At 42.8% G+C, this 21,023-nt stretch carries 13 protein-coding genes and 1 riboswitch; of the genes, 2 read left to right on the top strand and 11 right to left on the bottom strand.

Translation table 11 applies throughout. The annotated features are described in order from the left end of the window. Positions 1–17 precede the first annotated feature (17 nt). From FXV77_RS22050 to FXV77_RS07310, 4 genes are all read right to left on the bottom strand, one after another. Positions 18–188 carry a hypothetical protein gene (locus tag FXV77_RS22050; RefSeq protein ID WP_187444053.1) on the bottom strand — a complete coding sequence of 57 codons (171 nt, stop codon included), beginning with the start codon at positions 186–188 and terminating at the stop codon, positions 18–20. A 189-nt stretch (positions 189–377) separates the two neighbouring features. Continuing rightward, complete coding sequence (locus FXV77_RS07315) at positions 378–2,354, bottom strand: fimbrillin family protein (RefSeq protein ID WP_148918562.1); 1,977 nt, start codon at positions 2,352–2,354, stop codon at positions 378–380. A gap of 45 nt (positions 2,355–2,399) precedes the next feature. Next, on the bottom strand, positions 2,400–2,570 hold the full coding sequence (locus FXV77_RS22045) for a hypothetical protein (protein WP_187444052.1): 171 nt from the start codon (positions 2,568–2,570) through the stop codon (positions 2,400–2,402). A gap of 492 nt (positions 2,571–3,062) precedes the next feature. Further along, entirely contained in the window at positions 3,063–4,178 is a 1,116-nt protein-coding gene (locus FXV77_RS07310; protein WP_148918561.1) for a nucleotidyltransferase domain-containing protein, read from the bottom strand. Between the two features lie 103 nt (positions 4,179–4,281). Continuing rightward, a riboswitch (SAM-I-IV-variant riboswitch) is annotated at positions 4,282–4,375 on the top strand. A 40-nt stretch (positions 4,376–4,415) separates the two neighbouring features. On the opposite strand from FXV77_RS07310, the gene FXV77_RS07305 reads away from it, so the two are divergent. Further along, positions 4,416–4,682, top strand: coding sequence for a 5-oxoprolinase (locus FXV77_RS07305; protein WP_148918560.1), 267 nt, complete (start codon positions 4,416–4,418; stop codon positions 4,680–4,682). Positions 4,683–4,691: 9 nt separating this feature from the next. On the opposite strand, the gene FXV77_RS07300 is transcribed toward FXV77_RS07305, so the two are convergent. The 7 genes from FXV77_RS07300 to FXV77_RS07270 form a co-directional block, all read right to left on the bottom strand. Then, positions 4,692–6,077 carry an alpha-L-fucosidase gene (locus tag FXV77_RS07300; protein WP_148918559.1) on the bottom strand — a complete coding sequence of 462 codons (1,386 nt, stop codon included), beginning with the start codon at positions 6,075–6,077 and terminating at the stop codon, positions 4,692–4,694. A 20-nt stretch (positions 6,078–6,097) separates the two neighbouring features. Further along, entirely contained in the window at positions 6,098–7,402 is a 1,305-nt protein-coding gene (locus FXV77_RS07295) for a glycoside hydrolase family 88 protein (RefSeq protein WP_246162336.1), read from the bottom strand. 23 nt (positions 7,403–7,425) lie between these two features. Then, on the bottom strand, positions 7,426–8,352 hold the full coding sequence (locus tag FXV77_RS07290; protein ID WP_148918558.1) for a DUF5017 domain-containing protein: 927 nt from the start codon (positions 8,350–8,352) through the stop codon (positions 7,426–7,428). A 23-nt stretch (positions 8,353–8,375) separates the two neighbouring features. Continuing rightward, the gene (locus FXV77_RS07285) at positions 8,376–9,953 is read right to left on the bottom strand and encodes a RagB/SusD family nutrient uptake outer membrane protein (protein ID WP_187444051.1); all 1,578 of its coding nucleotides are present in this window, start codon (positions 9,951–9,953) and stop codon (positions 8,376–8,378) included. A gap of 18 nt (positions 9,954–9,971) precedes the next feature. Further along, on the bottom strand, positions 9,972–13,097 hold the full coding sequence (locus tag FXV77_RS07280; RefSeq protein WP_246162334.1) for a SusC/RagA family TonB-linked outer membrane protein: 3,126 nt from the start codon (positions 13,095–13,097) through the stop codon (positions 9,972–9,974). Between the two features lie 17 nt (positions 13,098–13,114). Then, entirely contained in the window at positions 13,115–15,232 is a 2,118-nt protein-coding gene (locus tag FXV77_RS07275) for a polysaccharide lyase 8 family protein (RefSeq protein WP_148918556.1), read from the bottom strand. A 129-nt stretch (positions 15,233–15,361) separates the two neighbouring features. Then, complete coding sequence (locus tag FXV77_RS07270; protein WP_148918555.1) at positions 15,362–19,345, bottom strand: hybrid sensor histidine kinase/response regulator transcription factor; 3,984 nt, start codon at positions 19,343–19,345, stop codon at positions 15,362–15,364. 129 nt (positions 19,346–19,474) lie between these two features. Between FXV77_RS07270 and FXV77_RS07265 the strand changes: the two genes are divergently transcribed. Continuing rightward, positions 19,475–20,905, top strand: a complete 1,431-nt coding sequence (locus tag FXV77_RS07265) for a sulfatase-like hydrolase/transferase (protein WP_246162332.1) — start codon at positions 19,475–19,477, stop codon at positions 20,903–20,905. Positions 20,906–21,023 lie beyond the last annotated feature (118 nt).

Here is a 21,023-nt window from a genome sequence, read left to right as displayed (position 1 = left end):
GTTAGTTTCGTCAAGCATCAGAACTGGTCGTCGCTCCAGCCGTCGCTTCCGCTTCCAGTTCCATAATCGTCTATTTGCGGCGTTCCCGTTTCGGTGACACCGGAAATTGCGGCAATGCTCTCCTCCATTTCGATTTCGAGCATCCCCAAAGCAGGTGCAACATACCTCTGTTTTCCAATTGTTCTCATTATTACGTTGTTTATTCGGTTTATATCAGCAATATTTACTTTACGGAATAATACTAAATTTATAAAAAGGCGAATCTGCAGTTAAGTTAGTGTTTTATACGCAATTACGCAAATAAAAAGGGCCATCCGTTATTTGGATGGCCCTTTTATCATCAAACTATCGATGTAGATAGATTTGTTGATTACAAATTAGTTTGCGCGTACGCAGCGTACATTTTTCATTGAAGTACTAAGTGCGTTAACACCTACCACGCTTACGTTGTTGATCGCCTCACCAGTTCTCTGCCCCATAACAAATCGATCACCTGCGGTCGGTATTGGAACTATCCCCCCTAAGATACCGAATTCTCTACCGGTAGAACCAAAATATCCCCAGCTTCCCAGACCAGCCAGCCCAAGGATATCTGTCCCTTGTTCACTTGTCCACAGAGCTGTAGCTGTCTCGTAGGTTTCTAAAAGAGGAATATTTAGCCCAAGCAATTGCGAACCGACAAGATCAACCGAAAGTTCGTTCAGTTCAGCACCAAGCAATCCCTCTCCTTCTGCGATATCCTGCAATACAGTTGCGTCAAGAATCTGTCCGTTGTAAAAGAAACGCAAATGATTAGAGTTGTCATTAAATGCAGCAGACGTTGATGGCCCACCAACTAAATTATTATATTGCGCATAGACATACGGATTCGGACCGAGTTCAGAGTTTGGCGCTTCCACATTAATCAGTGAAACGACCGCATTACTTAATAGACTGGTTATTAAATTGAGAAGACCACCAAGACCTGTAGCATCCACAACTTCGCCTAAAGGCCCCAGTTCATCTGTCAACTCCGTCAACTCGATTTGTCCGGAAACCAATCCAGCAAAATCAGCATTTGTAGGTTGCCTCCACAGTCCTTGCGGATATACCAAGGCACATGGGTCAGCGAAATCGTCTGAGCTAGCGGGAAAACGAAAAGGAACAGCACTACCAAATGCGAAATAGCTATTTGCGCGGTTTGACAATTCATTCTCTGCAAAGAAACGGTATTGACGAAGTGGGTCATCGCCAAAAGTATAATACAGGTTCGAGCGTCCCCATTTTACTTCATGACTGTCATAATTTGTTGTCAGTGCTGACTCCACCACATTAAATAATACATGGTGGCTTTTTCCCATTTCTGGTGTCACACTGGAATTTACAGTAGCGCCGCCCGCAAAATACGTCCGTGTCAAACCGCCATCGGCATGTTCGATCGTTAAACCCGGTGCAGCAACCGTAAGCTCAAGGTTTAATGCGTCTGTAGCAGCGGTATATACATATGCAATCTTCGCGTCATCGTAACTCGGATCTACATTCTCGAAATCAGCGTACGTGAGCACAGGGTCAAAAGTTGATCCTGAAGGCGTGAGGACACCGCTCAATAAATCCAGACTACCTGTCGCTAAGGCCAGACCGGATACCGACACTGCTGGTGTTCCTGTTATTTCACCGAACACGCCAATGGTATTCAACTCAATACCAATACGGGAGAACACATGGTCGAATAGGATACCAATGGTTGGATCTTCTCCCAAATTAACTGTACCCGAAGCATACAATACGTCCGTATTTTCCGGTAAACTAATTGCGGAACTGGCAGGTGTTAATTCCGGAGCTACACTTTCACTACTATAAGAAAGTGCTACCCAAGTATAAGAAGTGGAGAGATCCAATCCTTCGATTGTGCCTGTTGTTCCCGCCTCCAACTCTTCTGCCGCCACTAATGTACTGCCATCGTATATATATACAACATATTTTATCCCTGTTGCGATTTCTTCTGCCATTTTCAAGCTAGCATTTGCAGACAGACCGTTACTCATTCTTCTAACGGGTAGGTTTGTTCCTCTAACAGGCAACATATTGCCTAGTGAGACCGCCATATCAGCATCTTCAAATTGGTAAACGGTGTGTGAAGCCGTCGAACCCTCGTCGTTAGCTTTCGCTAAAGAGGAACCTGCCTTTGCTTTCAACACAGCACCATCGCCTCCATTGTTAATACCCAATACCGAGATCCTCAGCTTATCACCTTTAGGTGCCACCTCCTCCGTCGGAGTTGTTTCTTTTGAGCAACTTGTCACCAGTGCTCCCGGAAGTGCAAGCATTGCCATTGCGACAACCCAATTTGCACGTTTAAATCGTATCAATTTCATATTTTCTGTTATTATTTATCAATAATTTTAGCTGTAATCAAATCCTTAGTCCCCATCCCAGTTACCTCCACCTCCAGTGCCATCTCCCCAATCATTTGATCCTGGGTTAGTTCCTGGAGCTGCGGCTCCAGAACCACCAGCAATACCTTCTTCCATTTCAATTTGCACCACCTCTAAGGCTGGTGCTACATACTGCATTTTTTTAATTGTTTTCATTTTTATACTATTTAATTGTGATTGTTGGTTATTGATTATGATTTTTCTTAATGATTAATCGAGCAAATATTAACGGAAATACTACGACGGATCGAGTCCATAATAGCGTTTGTGCAAATGATTTGACACAAAGGCGCCACTTCACAAATTGGCATATTAGCGTAACTTTTCATATACTCGGCAGTTAATTAATAACAAAATGTAGTTCGAAAACTACAATTACTTCATAAAACTACAGATTAGCAATAAAATAAACAAAGAATTAAAATGCATTTTTGCTTCATACAATTGCCCATCTATATTCAAAAGCGTCAAAAAAACGCCTTTAAACGACTAGGAACACAACAAACAAAGTGTTTGCATTGTTTGCAAAAATTTCACTTTTTTGTAGCTGCAATACTACAGTAAAGAAATTATTACAATAAAAAGCAAGGAGAACAGGTCATCGCAGGAGTACGATGACACAATAATAAGACAGGAAAATAGGGATTATTACCCTCCGGATTTAGGGGAAGAAAAAAAAGCGGCCAATCGGGCAGTGGTACGCCGTATTGGGAAAAAGATAACTTCTTGCGGAGCATATTTGTAATATAAACGCATACTTCTCCACAGACGGCGGGCGCCATCTGGATGAACGGAGACGAAAGACACCTTTCCATCCGTATAACGTTTATCGTAAAAGCCAAAATTGCCCGAATGCCACACTTCTTCCATCATCCAATCGATCTCCAACTTATCCGGGTACGGAAAAGGTAAATCTTCTTTCGGCAAACCCAAGTATTTGACGAGGATACCGTGCAGCACATGCACCCATTTCAAAATCCCCGTCTTTTTATACATACCACGAAGTTGCTCCACATCGATCTTATCCCGATAAGCATGATATAGGACCGCAGCATCACAAATCTGGCGTAAACCAATACCAAAAGAGAGCAAATGTTTTAAAATATGCACATTTACCTGTAATATTTGCAATTCCGGCGCTAGTAAGGTAATGGCCTGATTTTCTATCAAAACCGACTGTTGTCTTGTACGATAAGCATCTTCCAGTTTCTTCAAATAAGATACCTTAAAAAGGCTACGAAGATCGAACAAACGCCGATGATGTTCAATGTGTATCCCCTGCCAGTCATACCCTAAACTAAAACCCAATGCCGAATCAATAGGTATGTTTTTTTCATGCAAGCGTTCCAAGATCTTATCATACCCGTCTTCTTCAAAATACCAATCGATATCGCCCGATATGCGATGCAAAGGATTTGGATAGCAACTCGCTACACCTTGTCCTTTCAGCAGAATCGGTTTGATACCCCGTCGGACGAAATCTGCAAACTGCACGGCAGCAACTTGTCCCATTTGTGTATTATGGCGCTCCATCTGATCTACGCGCACGGCCCATTTCATACGCAACGCCCGAGGCGGCAATTGTTCGGCCGTTAATAACGAAAAACTGTCGAAAAGAATACCTTCAACCGTATGGTTCAGCGCATATTGATAGAGTACAGACCAATCTTCGTCAGATAAAGGTTCAGCAATAGCTAACTTCCCCTTTCCCCAAAGGCCCATACGCAACAGTTGAAAAAATACAGCTCTTAGGTTGTCCTTCATGCGTTCGTTTTTTCAAAACTAGGATATTTTTTTAAAGATTGACGGATTCTTGACAAAGAATAGTCAAAAAATAGTTGCATCCCAAAAAAAGTCTACTAAATTTGTAGAGTATTCAGAATTGCCGCATGCAATGCCAACCGAGTGTAATCACCACGGTGGAAAGATAATACGGGCACCGTCCAAAAAAAACGCCTTCTGGATACAATTTATGGTTAAACACGTTAATTTTTAAATTGTATGAAAACAGCAAACGATCTTTACAAACACCTCCTCCAACAATTCATCCATTACAGCATTCCTGAACTGATTGAACTGAACAACGAATTAGTAAAAGGCAACGGGTGGGGATCAAACCGTGCCACTTTCCGCACGGCCGTCCTGACCACCCTCGCTAGAAAGGGCATAAACTTATCTCCAATCATGAGCCGGGACGACGGGTTTACCTCGATCCGGATCGTGCCGATAAAACTCACTGAAGATAATACGGTTGAGGCGATGGGATAACTAGAATCGTTATCTCGTTTTCACCTTGAAAACATATACGGGAACATCCGATTGTATTCCAGCAGGGATGTGGAATTTCAGTGCATCACTATGTTGCTCCCAAACGACTGTCTCGTCGTTACCCAGCATACTTATTTTCTCAATCTTCATACTATTCTCCTTCATACTCTTAACCGGGATAACGTCCGCATCGGGGTTTCTCAGAAAGATATATACTTCGTCATCTTTTGTAGTAAATCGTATATCGGAAATAATCTCTTTGGAAGTCGCGTCATTTTCAGCATCCTTAGATGTCATCTTTTCCCCCATCCCCAAATCTTCTTTCTCCAATTCCAGATTACCTTCGCCCGGCACCATCCAAGCTGTTGTTCCATAAATAGCTTCGCCGTTCACCTTCATCCAGCGACCAATAGCTGCTAAACGTTCAATGCTCTCTTTTGGAAAACGACCATCTCCCTTAGGACCTACGTTTAATAGCAAGTTTCCACCTTGACTTGCTGTCTCAATAATATTCCGAATTAATACGGTTGAAGATTTCCATGCCTTATCATGACGGTTATATCCCCAATTTTTACTCATCGTAATACAAGACTCCCAATCCCCCTTCGCACTGCCCGCTAGCGATTGTTCGACAACCGTATAGTCTCCCAAATTGTTTCCGACACGGTTGTTGATAATACAATTCGGCTGAATATCTAAAATAAATTCGCGAATATCAGCACTTTGCTCTTTCGAAAATAACTCTGGTGTGTCAAACCAAATAACGTCTACCTCTCCGTATTGCGTAAGTAATTCCCTTAGTTGTGGTTTGACTTTCCTCGCGATATATTTGTTTAGATCCTTACTATCTTCATCGGGGTAATCCCAATAATTACTCCTTCCCGCTTTCGTTGGCCAATTTGTCGGTACATCAGGATCTTCCCAATCCCTTCCGAGCGAATAATAAAACCCCAGTTTCAATCCGTGTTTACGACAAGCTTCAGCGAGTTCTTTCAAGGGGTCTCTGCCCCAGGGCGTCTTCTTTACGATATTATAATCACTGCTGGGCGAATCAAACATCGCAAATCCATCATGATGTTTTGTGGTAATAACGATATATTTCATACCGGCATCTTTAGCTGCCATTACCCATTCTTCGGCTGAAAATCCCGTTGGATTAAATGTAGCTGCGATTTTGGCGTACTCAGCCAGGGGAATCTGCTCATACAGCATAAAGTGCTCTCCGCCTCTTGTCGGTTTACCCTTCCAATCGCCGGCTGCTTGGGAATATAGCCCCCAGTGAACGAACAGGCCAAACCTGGATTCCGTCCACCAAGCCAATTTATCTGCTTTTTCTTGTCCTTGGACAGTCATCATAACGCCAAATAAGTATATTAGTAGCCACCATCTTTTCATAAAAACACCTTCCTTTTCTTTTAACGTTTCGTGATCAAATCTGCATCTTGTTCGATTGCCCTATATCGCAAAAGAGCTTCCATAAAATAGTAATCCGCATAAATGAGCGGAACATCCACTTCACTGTTATGTGGAAGACTACCCACCGAATGTTTTAATAGAAACCCGCCGTTTGTCCCTGCCTTTGCCAAGTATTCTGCCGAGGCTAAAGATGCCAACGTACTTTCTGCAAATTCAAAGTACTTTTGGGCTTCCTCGCCCGAGCAGTAGCTGGAGAGTTCTAACAATGCAGAAGCAACCAATGCTGCCGCAGACGCGTCACGAGGGATATAATCCAGTTGCCTTGACGAGAAATCTACATCTGATACATATCCTTCTTGCTCCGCATTGAAATCCCAATACGGAACCTTGTCTTCGGGGAGGTTAGGGTGATTGATATAATAGTCGGCCGCCTTTTTAGCCGTATTCAAAAAAACCGTGTCTTTGGTTTCCCTAAACATCAATGTAAATCCATAGATGGCCCAACCCTGTCCCCGCGACCAAGTCGAATTATCAGCATAGCCTTGATTTGTCTGTTGGTGTAAAACTTCGCCCGTAGCCGCGTCGTAATCCACCACATGGTACGTACTATAATCATCACGGAAATGGTTCTTCATCGTCTTTGTCGCATGGCTAATCGCGGCGTTTCTATACTTCGGATCGCCGGTTTTCATCGAAGCGAAAAACAACAGCTCCAAATTCATCATATTATCAATGATGACCGGATATTGCCATACCGTTTTTCCATCCCATGATGCTTTTTCGTTCCAAGATTTAATCACGCCGACATGCGGATCATAGCGTTTCATCGCTGACTCCGCCGAATGCAATAAAATTGCCTCGTATGCTTTGATTTTTGCCGAATCCTTTTCCAGTCTCAGAGCGTTGCCATATGAGCAATACATCACAAAACCGATATCATGATGTTGTGTGAGATCTTTTGCCTTTTCCAACGCTTCCGTCCATTGGCTTGCCGCTGCTTTTACAGTGGAGTCCTGATTATATTCGTACAGATACCAGAGTCCGCCCGGGAAAAAACCACCCGTCCAATCCCATTCATCCGTACCCACCAATTCACCCTCTCCATTAAGCGTTCTTGGAAATGTCCCCACTTCCGATGCATTTTTCAATAGATGCGTATACTGTTCCCGTGCTGTGTCAAAGCTATGCTCTACCATATCACGCGCGTTTTCTGCTGTTTGCTTTTCCTGCTGTTGGCAGGACATCAATACGGCGGTCAATCCAAAGGCCGCTATCCCTTTTTTGATTAGGGCGTTTTTCATCATTATTTCTATTTAATTAATTTACGTTAATTTTCCGTCACCAGCACCCGCACTGTTTTTACCACAGTATTACCTCCATAAATATTCGTGTTAGCACCCACAAAAGTTACCTCATATTCTCCCGGTTCCTCGTACACATGCACATATTGGTCCATACGTGTACTCATATTCTTCAGGGCAAGCCCCTGGTCCGGTGTAACGGATGTAAGATCTAATGGCGTGGTGACTGCCCATACGTTATTCGACCCGACAGTAGCACCACCTCCCTGAAAACGTAAACCGCTGGCGTTCAACATCCAAGATACCGAAGAATCCTCTAGACCAACGGACGTCCAGGCCGCTGATTGCAGATCAGCAATAGCCAACGTCACCCCATCTGTCGTAATGGTGTTCAAATCAAAGGCGTTGATCCACCATCGCGGCTGGGTAGATCCGGTTACACCGGTATATTTGAAAGCGAAATAAATGGGTTTATCATACGCAATCTGCAAACCTATGGTAGAAAGGGCACTTAGGTCTACTAAGCCAGACTCTTGATAGGTATTGTCGCTAGCTTGGATTCCAGACAAGGTAAATGCTTCCGTTATATCTGTCCAGTCTTCTTGATTTATGGCACTGGCGTCATAATTCCCTGAAAAGGTCTGCGAAGCCAATAATCGTAAAGAGTTTGGTTGTTGCGCGTCTAAACCATACCTCCGATTTGTTGCAAACGCCAAGGTGATCGCACTAGGTTCCGCCTTTAAACGCTCCCGGAAAACATATTTATGACCTTGTTCTCCGGAATAAAACGTAAGCTGATCCGGGTTTCCACTAATATGAAAAAGCACTTCCTCACCCACACGATAACTGGTCTTATCCAAAGAGATCTCCATATCTAAAGGCACACTTTCTTTTTTCTCACAAGACTGAAAAAAATGAAATCCGGCTATTAAGAGAATGATATATTTTTTCATTAGAATAAATTGTTTTAAGTAAACTACCAACCTTCATTTTGTGTCATCAGATTATTTAATGACAGTTCTGCAATCGGAATCGGGAAATAAATATCCCGCGTACTAACGTTACTGAATGCCAATGCCATATAGCGGTAAGCCTCCGGAGCCTGCTGCGTGTACTGCCGAGCTACACTTTTCAGTTCGCTCACAAACGTTCCGTAGCGCACCAGATCAAATTTTCGCAAGCCTTCGAAGCACAATTCCCGAAACCTTTCCTCCTGCACAGCCGTGCGAAACTCATCTTTGTTTGTCAATAAAGCACTTATATCGGAAGCATTTGCTCGTTGCCGTACTTCGTTTAGCGCCATCTTGGCCCGTTCCGTTGGTCCATGTACTTCATTTTCTGCCTCGGCAAACATTAAAAGCACATCCGCATACCTCAAAATGGGAAAATTAACAGGGGTATAGTTTCTGTTCTTGGGATTCAACGTCTCATAATTTCTCCTAAATTTCGCTACATGTCTACGTTCTATCTCAGAATTGGTATAAAAAACGGAATCGGTAACGACATTATTGGCATGATTATAATAGTAGTTCGCAATATTCCAATCCCGCCGAATATCGGATGATTCATACGCCTCATACAGTTTTCGGGTTGCTGCCAACAGACCGTAGCTAAATCCTTTAGCTTCGTCGGTAGTTTGTATTCCGCTTTGGTTTCCGATACGTCCCGCTTCAAAATCACCTGCCCTGTTACCATAAAACTCCGCCTCCCAGATCGATTCATCAATGTTGTAGCGATCGGCTGCCATATCTTTAAAGATTTTGGTATAATCACCTAATAATCCGTGCACATAGTCCCCACTTTGCGGATTTACTAATTTGTCCGCCCATTCCAGAGCCTTCTCAAATTTAGTTTCATCCTTTATCGGTTCTCCCGCCATTTTAAGATACACCCTCGCCAATATTCCCCGTACAGCAGATTTCGTTACCCGTCCTGCGTGTCCAAATGCCTGGATATCCTTTACCATAGCTTCCGACTCCTCCATTTCGGAAACAATAAACCCATAAATTTCCGGTAGCGCGGTACGCCCTATATTGACGTTGTTAGCCGATGAAGCTGGCTCCTTTATCAGTGGAACTGCCCCCCAATTATCCGCCAGGATAAAATAATAATAAGCCCGTAGAAATTTTACCTCGCCGATAGCTGCCTGCTTTTCTACCTCATCCATTTCAACCTGATCTACCTTGCTCAGAAAGAAGTTTGCGCGCTCGATCCCTTCATACATAAACCGCCAGATGTCCCCTACTTTCGGGTTAGAAGCATCATAATTATATATCTCTGGGCCTACAAGATAATTCGATCGAAAATAGGCACCTTCATCACCCACTGTCAAAAAAGTAGCATACGTTGACCCGTAGAATTCTTCTCTTCCCAAGATATCATATACACCCACCAACCCGGCCATGACATCCTGTTCATTCTGGAAATAATTCTCCTTGACGATATCAAAAGGCTGTTTATCTAAAAAATCAGCACAGGAAGCAAAAAATAAAGGCAAAACGAGTCCAAGCGACTTCCAAATGCAAACATGTTTTTTTGTTTTATATAGTTTCATAATGATTCGCATTATTATTTAAAGATTGACATTCAATCCAAAGACAAATGTTTTCGGACGTGGATAAGAAGAATAATCAAACCCGGGGGTCAGAGCCGAGTAATAAACGGCTACCTCCGGATCAAATCCGGAATAATTTGTCCAGGTTAAGATATTCTGCACGGAAGCATACACTCTCAAATTTTTTATCTTTAATCTAGCAAGCGTCTCTCCCCCGAAGGTATATCCCACTGAAGCAGTTTTCAGGCGTAAATAAGAGCCATCCTCCACCACACGAGACGAATAAACCTTAGGACCTTGTCCATTTACCCTAGGCATATTCGAAGTAGAATTTTCCGGTGTCCATCTATCTATATAGGTAGCATATTGGTTTAGATGCGCTTTGTCCCCTGTTTCAAAAAGAAGTCTATTGGCATTGAAAACGTCATTCCCGTAAGACCACTGGAAAAATAAATGCAAATCGATGTTTTTATAATTAAACGTATTTGCAAAACCACCTTGATGGATAGGATAGCCACGGCCAATTACGGTACGGTCAAGATTATCCACAACCCCATCGCCATTCAGATCGCTATATTTAATATCTCCCGGTTGGATAGAATTTCTGGTATTGCCGTTGGTCGTGACATTCGGTTTAAGTACATAGCTTCCATTAGGCTGCTGATCAAAATCTTCATACCCATACACCCCATCCCAGATATAACCATACATCTGCCCTAAGGGCTGCCCTATCTTGGCAATATAAAGTGGGGTTGTTCTATAATCCTGATCCCAGAACACATTGCTGGTCAAACTTTCCTGGTTCTCGGTCAAGGCAACAATGCGATTTCTATTAAATGAAATATTGAATGATCCATTCCACTGAAAATCCTGTTTTTTAATAATATCGCCACTCACCGTTATCTCAATACCCTTATTTTTTGTTTCGCCAATATTTTTAAAAGCATTCAAATATCCGATACTGGGTGGTAAAGAGGCGTTCAACAACAAGTCGTAGGTTCGTTTGTCATAGTAGTCCACCGTAAAAAGCAATCTATTTTTAAACATACCCACATCTATCCCCACGTTGCTTTGTGCCGTACTTTCCCAAACAAGGTTAGGCGATCCGATATTCGGGAGGAACAGGCCTTGGATTAAACTGTTTCCCCAAGAATAATATCCATTTAGTACATTGGATGAATTATTGAAACTAATCGGGGAAAACGCGGCATATTCACTAACCCGGTTATTTCCTGTCACGCCATAGCCCACGCGCACCTTAGCATCTGAGAAGAGCGTTTGCTTCTTCATAAAAGATTCGTCTATGAGCCTCCAGGCAAACGCAGCTGAAGGGAAATAGCCGAAACGGTTATCCCCTAAGAACTTGGAAGAACCGTCTGCACGGAAGGATGTGGTCAACAGATATCTGCCCTTGTAATTATAGTTTAGTCTGGCCAAATAAGATAGCATGGCCCACTCTGCTTTGATAGATTGAAGCGGCTGTGGTATACCTTCGCTTAGCCCTGCCAACCCCTTGCTTTCGTTCGGCAATTGAATGGCCGACATGCCATACCGATGGAAAGCGTTTTCCTGAAAAGTTAAACCCACTACTGCATTTAAAGTATGGTCTTTTATTTTTTTGTTGAAGGTCAATAGGTTTTCATTTAACCATGTATTGCTTTGCGTATATAAAATGGAGCCGTTCACTTTCATTGTACTTCCCGGAAAACCATACCTGGTCTTTGAGTTGTTAAACGTATCATTTCGTAAGTCGGAGTTATTGATTCCCCCCGTAATTCTCAGCTTGAGATAAGGTAGTATCGGATATTCGGCGTATGCATTCACAATTAGACGATTATTGTAGTTTTCCCGCAACTCATTTTGAGCGGAGAGTACGGGGTTAAAGCGGTAATCGTTAGTCGGGTTCGCCAAGTCGTCGACCATATCATTCAATAAGTCTTCGTTGGGAAAAGATACAGGTCTATATCCCCAAATGCTGAACATGAGGTAGTTCATCGCAGAGAAGTTTGACTCCGGCGTCGCGGGGTTACTTCCGTTGGTCAGCGTACTCGAATACGTGGCATTTATACCGACCTTCAGTTTATTAAAATTCTGATCCAACGTTATTTTCCCTTGCTTCCGACTAAACCCGGAATTGATGATAATGCCCTGTTGGTCAAAAATGTTTCCAGAGAACGAGTATTTCGTATTGGCATTTCCCCCCATTACCGAAAGACTATGGTTGTGCATCGTAGCATCTCGAAAAATGACATCCTGCCAATCGTAACTGGGCAACGTCCTATAATCTTCTAGGGTTAGCCCATCTCTGAAATAGTTCTCTTGCGAACCAACGGGATCGCGTTCTTGTTGTAACCGCACAAACTCATATCCATCCATCAGATCAATGGTATTAATGATGTTTTGTGACCCTACATAACCCGTATAATTAATCTGCGGCGGGCCAGCTTCGCCTTTTTTTGTTGTGATCAGAATAACACCGTTCGCTCCGCGCGCACCATATATAGCTGTTGCTGATGCATCTTTCAATATCTCGATTGATTCGATCTCGTCCGGGTTTAAGATACCGTTGTTGGCATCTTCCAACGGGAAACCATCGATAACATACAAAGGCGAATTGTCCTGTGTCAAGGAATTGGCTCCCCGGATAACGATGTTCAGATCACTCCCAGGTTTTCCGCTCTCAGAGGTTACCTGCACACCGGCAACGCGACCGGCCAGTGCTTCGAGTGCCGACCCTACAGGTGCTTTTTTAATATCTTGCATATTGACCGAACCTACTGCCCCTGTCAGATCCTTTCGTTGCACCTCCCCATAGCCGACCACCACCACTTCCTCCAACGCCTTGTTATCTTCAAGCAGTTTTACTTGCAGTATATTGCGGTCGCCCACGGTAATTTCGTTGTTTGCATAGCCGATATACTGAAACAAGAGCGTAGCATCATTTGGCACCTCTACATTAAATCGGCCGGAGGCGTCGGTCACGCCCAATATCTTATTTTGCAAGGAGATACTCACGCCAGGCAACGGTTTACCTGTTTGCTGTGAGGTCACCACCCCGCTTACTTTTTTGGATTGCGCCTGCACATATAGTAGTTGTGTGCAACTCAGCAAAACCAAAAGCATCATTTTTATTTTTCTGATCATAAGCTAGTGTTTTGTAATTATTTGTTTGTCAATGAAATGGTATGTGTAGCACCTTTATTTTCCTTTTGTGGAAGGTCTATCGTGACCTTATGGCTTAAGCCTTGATTTGCGAATTGAATCGCCAGTTCCACTTGTTGCTGATTTTGATAAGGGTCTGCAACCGATAAAGCATAGCCATCCGTTTGTTTTTTTAGCTGTACTAAAATTGGCACATTCGTACGAATAGTCCCTATTTTACTTTTAAGCTCGCCGGCTTCATAAAAAACAATCTGTAATACCTCTTCCTCGCTATTATAGATCGCCTGCATGCGCGAAGTATTGTGGACGATCTCGATAGGTTCAAACATTTTTTTATGAATTTTCGATGCCCCCGGTGCAACCATGTATGCATACGATCCGTTTTGAGGTTGACGTCCATGATCTATCCAAAGCTTAAATACCTTTCCCGTTATTTCCTTTTTGGAACCTGCCCGGTTGATGTGGTACCAAGCCCCACGTTGTGTCTTCGTTGTTAACTTAAGTGGCGTATCGTACGGAAAATAGTAATGCACGTCTGCATGCGAGATGATGCTCCCTGCTGATAAGGTCGTTGCGATCGAATCCTTTTCTATTTCTCGCTTTCCGTCAAATCGCACCGGACCATTCAACCAGGTCTGGTTCAACGTCGTGACGACAGATTCTTCCGCAGCAGATTCTATCCCTGCACCCAAACACACAATCTGGTCGCCAAAGAAAAACCATGATTTATATGCATGCACACTATCATCATCTACTTTCATGGCTGACACGCCTATATGCGCGTGGGAAACACCTCCAGCAAATCCATTCTTCGCTGGTGCGCCCCATTGCTGCTCCAATATTTCATCCTTGATTTTATCTCGTGTTGTCGTGCCAGGAATCTTATCCCATTCCCACACAGGAAAGATATTATAATACTCTGGTCCGAATACCTGTATATTGGTCACGCCGTCTGTGAGATGCTTCGCGTAGAGGTTCTCCTTGTTGCCCGTCTCCGATTTATTCGTACGTTTACTGGCCATACGCACGTTAACATGATAGTTCGCTCGAAGATGTATCGTATAGTCACCTTTCCAAAAATGTTTGTGTACGGGCTCCGTATTTTTACCTAAACGCACCGTACTATCGAGCCGCGCTATTTGCATTGTCCAAAATGCTTCGTTATCCGAATCGACGAGTTGCATTTTTTTTAAGACATCGATCTCCTTTTTTTTCCGAAGAATATCGGCCCGCGATATTCCTCGTCCGTGGACATTAAAATCAATATACCCTCCCCGGATAACTGGAAGATAGGTTTTCACCAAAAAAGTCTTAAAAAGCTCCTGCTTTTCTTTAGATATCTGGTAGGGCGTATCTCTTACGTAACTCATGATTTTGGCTATTCCCTTTAGAAATTCCTCCCCATAACCTGCAATATAGAGTTGTGGACCATGTTGTAAATAAGAAAAATCATATTGTAGCCCTTCCCTGCCATCCACCAATTGTACGGGGTAAAATAACTGCTCCAATGAAGAAGACAATAATGCTTTGTCCTGTGTAATCAGCGCACGATAAAAATAATGCATAGCGATATCACTTTTATTTGCGCCCGTCTTCGTATATGGATCTCCCTTTATCATGTGGAAAACCAGTTGAGATTCGAGTTCATTCGGAATTTTCGACGGTCCAAATTTCATCAATATCAGGGATACACCAATAGATTTCGGTACGGCAATATCGTTGTGCCACCAATTATCGCTTTGATAATCGTTTACAGCCCATTGTTCCAGTGCACGGACAATGCCGTTCAACAACGATGCATTCCCGTAATATTCACTTTTATCATATACATACGCCGAAACCATACTTTGAACGCGTTCCAGATGGGTAAAAGGTTTCCAATTGACCATGGTGCGATCCGTATAGACAATATCCGCCCATTTACCATTCTCCTGAAGCGTGCCAAGCAATTCCTTCGCCTTTTTGGCATTTGATGGAGCGCGGTTAACTTCGTCGTCAAATACGCGTTTCCATATGGTGCCAAATGGATATTCGGCTTGCGCGTATGTGCACAGTGAGAAGAGAGTAAAAAACAGGAACACTGAAGTTCTAATATAACGGATATCAAACATCATCATAATATATAAGGTTTATACAGCGGTGAAAAAACTAGTTTGTTATTGCACCATAACCTGTGTCAAATATCTAGACTATGAAGGCGTTTCCAGGGGTAAATATTCGGAAAACAAAGGTGAAAAATTCGGAAATTATTGTTTTTCCCGGAATTCAGAAGGATTTATACCGAATTTTTTCTTGAATTCCCGGCTGAAATATTTTCTATCGCTAAAACCAACCGTATAGGCAACTTCTGCAATACTTTCTTTTATGCGCAGCAATTCCGCAGCCCTATTCAAGCGAATTTCCTTAATCAATTCAGCGACATTAAGGCCTGTTAGGCGTTTTACTTTTTTCAGCAATGCGCTCTGGCTTTGATTCATATGTTCTGCCAGTGTTCCGACAGAGAACTGGCTATCCATCATCTTCTCGTCAATCAGTCTACGTAACACCATCATGTATTCCTCGTCAGCACTTTGACAGCCTGCTTCGACCTTGCCACTAAGAAAATATAACCGGTTTCTTTCCTTTATCTGTTCACTTGCGGCAATTAAATTAGCTATTTGTAACTCCAGAATTTGGAGATTAAAGGGTTTTACCACATAATGCATAGTTCCCTGTTGGTACCCTTTGATCATATCAGCCTCCTCCCCTTTGGCGGTCAACATAATAACAGGGATATGGGCGGTTTCCTGATCAAGTTTCAGTTGTCTTACCATTTCAAAACCATCCATACCAGGCATGGCTATATCGGTAATGATAATATCTGGAGAACTTTCTTGGAGAAGCTGCAGTGCTACTGCGCCATTTTCGGCGGGTGTAATCTGGTAATATTCGGCTAGGTGATTGACCAAAAAAGCCCGTAATTCTTCATTATCTTCCACAATCAACAAGTGGTACGCCTTTCTTCTCGATTGCAAAAGCCCTTCATGGTCAGCTCTTTTCATGGCTATGCTCTCTTGTTGTACCTCACTATGGACATCATCGGCCAACTCTTGTTCTGCAACCGCATTATTCAATATAACCGTAAACACCGTTTTATAACCTTCTTGTAGCGCTACGTGCTCATTTATCATAATCTCTCCCTTATGCAGTTCCACAATTTCCCGCGCTAAGGATAATCCTATTCCATATCCCGTACTTCCAGCATTGTCATTGGTCCCTTGGTAAAAATTATCAAATATCTTCTCCTTGTCTTCCTCCTTTATACCTCTTCCATTATCCATCACGTGGATGATCAAATTATTTTCTTCAGCCCATATGCGCAACGCTATCCTGGCAACATGCTTTGTTCTAAACTTGAAGGCGTTGGATAATAAATTGAGGATGACTTTTTCGAGCTGTTGCGGATCCGCATAAAAATTTCCATAAAAACGGTTATCCAATATATAATCGACATCGTACTCCTCCGCTAACGACGTGAATCGACCAAATATATCATCAAAATAAGGCTGTGATGCCAAAACATGGACTTGGAGACGTAATTTTTGAGACTGCAGTTTACTAAATGTCAGAATCTCATTCATCAGATTTAACAAATGTTGGATATTTTTCCGAACGATCTGCAATTGCCCTTCGATCTGCTTCTCTAAATTACCATTCCGAAGAATTTTATCGATAGGTGCATAAATCAGGGTGAGGGGTGTGCGGATTTCATGGCTGATTTTGGTAAAAAAATCGACCTTAGACTGCAATAAAGCCTGTTGATTTCTATACAGCTTTTCTTCATAGAACAGTTTGTTCTTTAGTTGTCTCTTTTCCAGATTATACCGATAAATAAAATAAACAACGGCGAATGCTACGACGAAGTAAAAAATAAACGCCCATACGGAAAGGTAAAAAGGTGGCAGGATCGTTATCCTTAATATCTTCGCCGGATCACTTGTGATACCATTGCTGTTTATCGCTTTTAATTCCAGCTTATAATTCCCTGGCGGCAGATTCGTATAGTTAACAAATGGTGTTTCGGTGATATGCCATTCTGTATCAAGACCAGCTATCCGATAAGCAAACCGATTTTTCTTTGGATCTATTAAGTTGCTGGACGCAAAATGAATCGTAAAGGCATTTTGGTCATACCCCAATTTCAATTTGCTGATGGTATTGGGATTAGCGGTTCCTAGGAGATGTCTTGCTTCGTCGGTAGTCATCCCGCTTATCTGAATTCTTGTCACCAGGATTTGCGGTGTCGTGCTATCTATATTCCTGTTCGCCATCTGAAGATCGATCAGTCCCTTGTAAGAACCGATCAAGATGTGATCTCCAAGTTTAAGCGTAGCATTTGGAAGAAACTGATTCGTAGGAATGCCATCCTCCATATTCTTATACGCGATATGTCCGTTTTTGTCGTTATAAATGACCAACCCCCTATTCGTCACCACGAATATCTCGTTGGTATTTCCTTGGGTAATCCCCAGTACATGATACGCTTGAAAATCTGGGAACAGCTTTATTTTTTCCCGTTTACCTGTCGCGGGATCATATTTAATCAGCCCTTTCTCTTGCGTACCCACCCAAACTTGGTGTTGGCTATCCTCAAAAACCGTATTGATATAATCGTCTCTAAAAAGCGTGTCCACAGCATTGATTTCTCCACCGGCCATATGTAAGCAGTTCAATCCCCGAGCTGTTGCGATCCAAATTTGATTATGGTTTCCAACATGGATATATTTGATGTAATTATTCGATATCGCCAGTTTTGTCCTCTCATCAAGATGAGCAATGGACGAAAAACCTTTTCGAATGATATCCACGCCGTTGCTTCCGGTCCCTATCCAAATATTTCCATCTTCGTCTTTTGCTACCGAACTGATATAATTCTGCCGGAGTCTCCATCCGTTTCGGCTGGACGTATCCAAATAGATGATATCCTGAACATCTTTTCGGTTAATGACCGCCAAACCAGCGTCAAAAGTTCCGACGTACACGAATTGGTTATCTGCAAAAATACTTTTTACCGTATGTGACCTTAACGGAATCCTAACAAAGTTTTCATCCCCTTTTTTCCGGACATTCAAGCCTTCCCGTTCGGTGCCTACCCAAATATTTCCATCGCTATCGTTACTGAGGGCACTGATCAGATTGCCACTCAAATGGTGAGGAAGACCATCAGCCGCATCAACAGTGAAGTTGAATACCGCAGGATGATAGTAGTTCACACCGCCAAAATTCGTACCAATCCACATGATCTGCTGATTATCCCGGTATATCATTTTGATGGAGTTATCACTTAATCCAAAAGGGGCTGCCGGACCGAATTGTAATTGTTGAAATTTAGTATGCCCTTTCCAGAGAATATCAATACCATTCATTGTTCCAACCCAGACGTTACCTTCACCATCCGCCTCAATCGTCCGGACGAAATCACTGGAAAGGCCATCGCGTTGACGGAAATGCCGTTGAACAGCATAATTATTATCCAGCTCTATTAAACCTTGGTTATCCGAGGCAACCCAAATTTTATCCTTTCCGACCCTTTTTATACTTTTAATCTGCGGATTTTTAGCCGTTCGGATTTCTATCGGAATGATTTCAGCAGGATACCGAAAAACAAAGAGCCCTTTATTCGACCCCAGAAGATAGTCCTTACCATTTTTGAAGATAGCATGTATTTCATGGTTACGCAGATAGGTATCAGCCAATGACGGATCGGACGACTGCTTTATCGTGACGATCCCATTATTAGTTCCTATGAGAGCCATAGGACCATCGAATAAAATACTTAAGATGGCAAAATGTTGGCTGCGACTGTTCGCTGGATACTCCGTAACAATCCGTTTAAAACGATCGCTCGCCGGCGAATATATATTAAGTCCATTTTGCGTGCCTACCCACAAGGTTTTATCCATCGGATTTTCGCGAATAGCATAAATATAGTTGTTGGTGGATAATGTTGTACTATCGGCTGCATCCGAACGGTACTGACGTATGGACACCCCATCATAGCGGTTCAACCCGTCTCTTGTCCCTATCCAGAGATAACCCTCACTCGATCTACACAAACTTAACACTGTACTATGAGATAAACCGTCGTCATAGGACAACTTCCCAAGGTTGAATTGTGCGGCACTCGTTAAGGGAAAAAGACATAGGAATATATAAAACCTAAAAAATCTGCTATCTCGAATGCTAATCATCTTCGGATTACTATCGTCTGGTTAATTTTTCCAAAACTAGGCATTTTTTTGTAAACGATTGACAAGAATACCCCTCCCTTTCCGAATTATTACCCCTAAAAAATAAAATGGATAGTTGATTTTTGTTATATGTCACAACCTACAAAATATCCCTACTTGTTCCTTTACAAAGGAATTTGCACATTGCACATACTTCTTTTTACGTATACGGTATCCGCGAACACCACGCCAAGCGTCGATCCCCCAAACATTATCGTTATCTTGAGTGACGATGGCGGCTACGGTGATTTTGGATGTTATGGCAGCAAAGATGTCCATACACCACATATTGATGACTTGGCTAAACATGGGGTACGCTTTACCAATAGTTATGTCACCGCTTCGGTATGTTCACCCTCCAGAGCTGGATTGCTAACGGGGCAATACCAACAGCGCTTTGGTTTTGATCACAATCCATCCACGTTACCTACAGCCGGTTTTTCACAAGAAGATGTCGGTCTGGATACCAACCAAAAGACGATCGCAAACTATTTACAAACTAACGGCTATACCACCATTGCAATAGGTAAGTGGCATCTGGGGGATCTAGCACCATACCACCCCCGAAACCGAGGATTCGACCATTTTTATGGATTCTTAGGGGGCTCCAGGAGTTATTATCCCATTGCTCCAGAAAAGACAACCGATCTTTCCACTTTGTACGACGACGACCATATCATACCGGAGGACAGTATTCGATATCTGACCGACGACTTAACAGACAAGGCTATTACTTATATCAATCGTTACCGTAAATCGCCCTTTTTCATGTATCTGGCCTTCAACGCTGTTCATACGCCAATGGACGTAAAACCCGAAACACTCCAAAAATATGCACACGTTGGAGATCCGCTGCGACGCCAGTTTTTAGCGTTAATCGACGATATGGATAGCAGCATCGGCCGTATTGTAGCGAAATTAAAGGAAGAGAATCTTTACGAAAACACCTTAATTATATTTTTGAACGATAACGGCGGTGCCGTCAACAACGGCTCCGACAATGGTTTCCTTAGAGGGTTAAAAGGTTCCAAATGGGAAGGTGGAATTAAAGTTCCGCTCCTTATGCAATGGCCACGAAAACTACCACAAGACACCGTATGCGACGCACTCGTATCGAGCTTGGATATCTTACCGACCGCTGTTTCTGCCGCCAGCGACCTGCTTTCACCAAACGTGGTCACTGACGGAATCAATTTATTCGATGTCCTCAACAAGGAAACCGCACATTCTTTTCTGTTCTGGCGACGCGGTATAGCAAAAGCCGTGAGACATCAGGATTGGAAGTTGATTAAAGTCGCTGATAATCCGCTGCTATTATTCGATCTGTCGGAAGATCCCGGAGAATCAAGAAATATCGCAGCTACACATCCCAATATTGCTCACATGTTACTGCAAAAATTGGATCAGTGGGAACAGCAGCTTCAAAACCCAAGATGGGACAGTTCATATGGAAACGAGAACCAGATACTAAAACACCGCATGGAAGTCATCGGTCGAGAAATGGAAAAACAATATCCCTAATTTTATAAACATTTGAATCATGAAAAATTTATTATTCCTTATTTCAGCAGCACTTTTCACCAGTTCTTGCTCCCAGATAGAAGATAGCGTCATTCCTGAAGGAGCAGAAGACTACCGC

The sequence above is a fragment of the Sphingobacterium phlebotomi genome, assembly GCF_008180195.1.
Taxonomy (GTDB): Bacteria; Bacteroidota; Bacteroidia; order Sphingobacteriales; family Sphingobacteriaceae; genus Sphingobacterium; species Sphingobacterium phlebotomi.
This window is presented reverse-complemented; position numbering and strand designations above follow the sequence as displayed.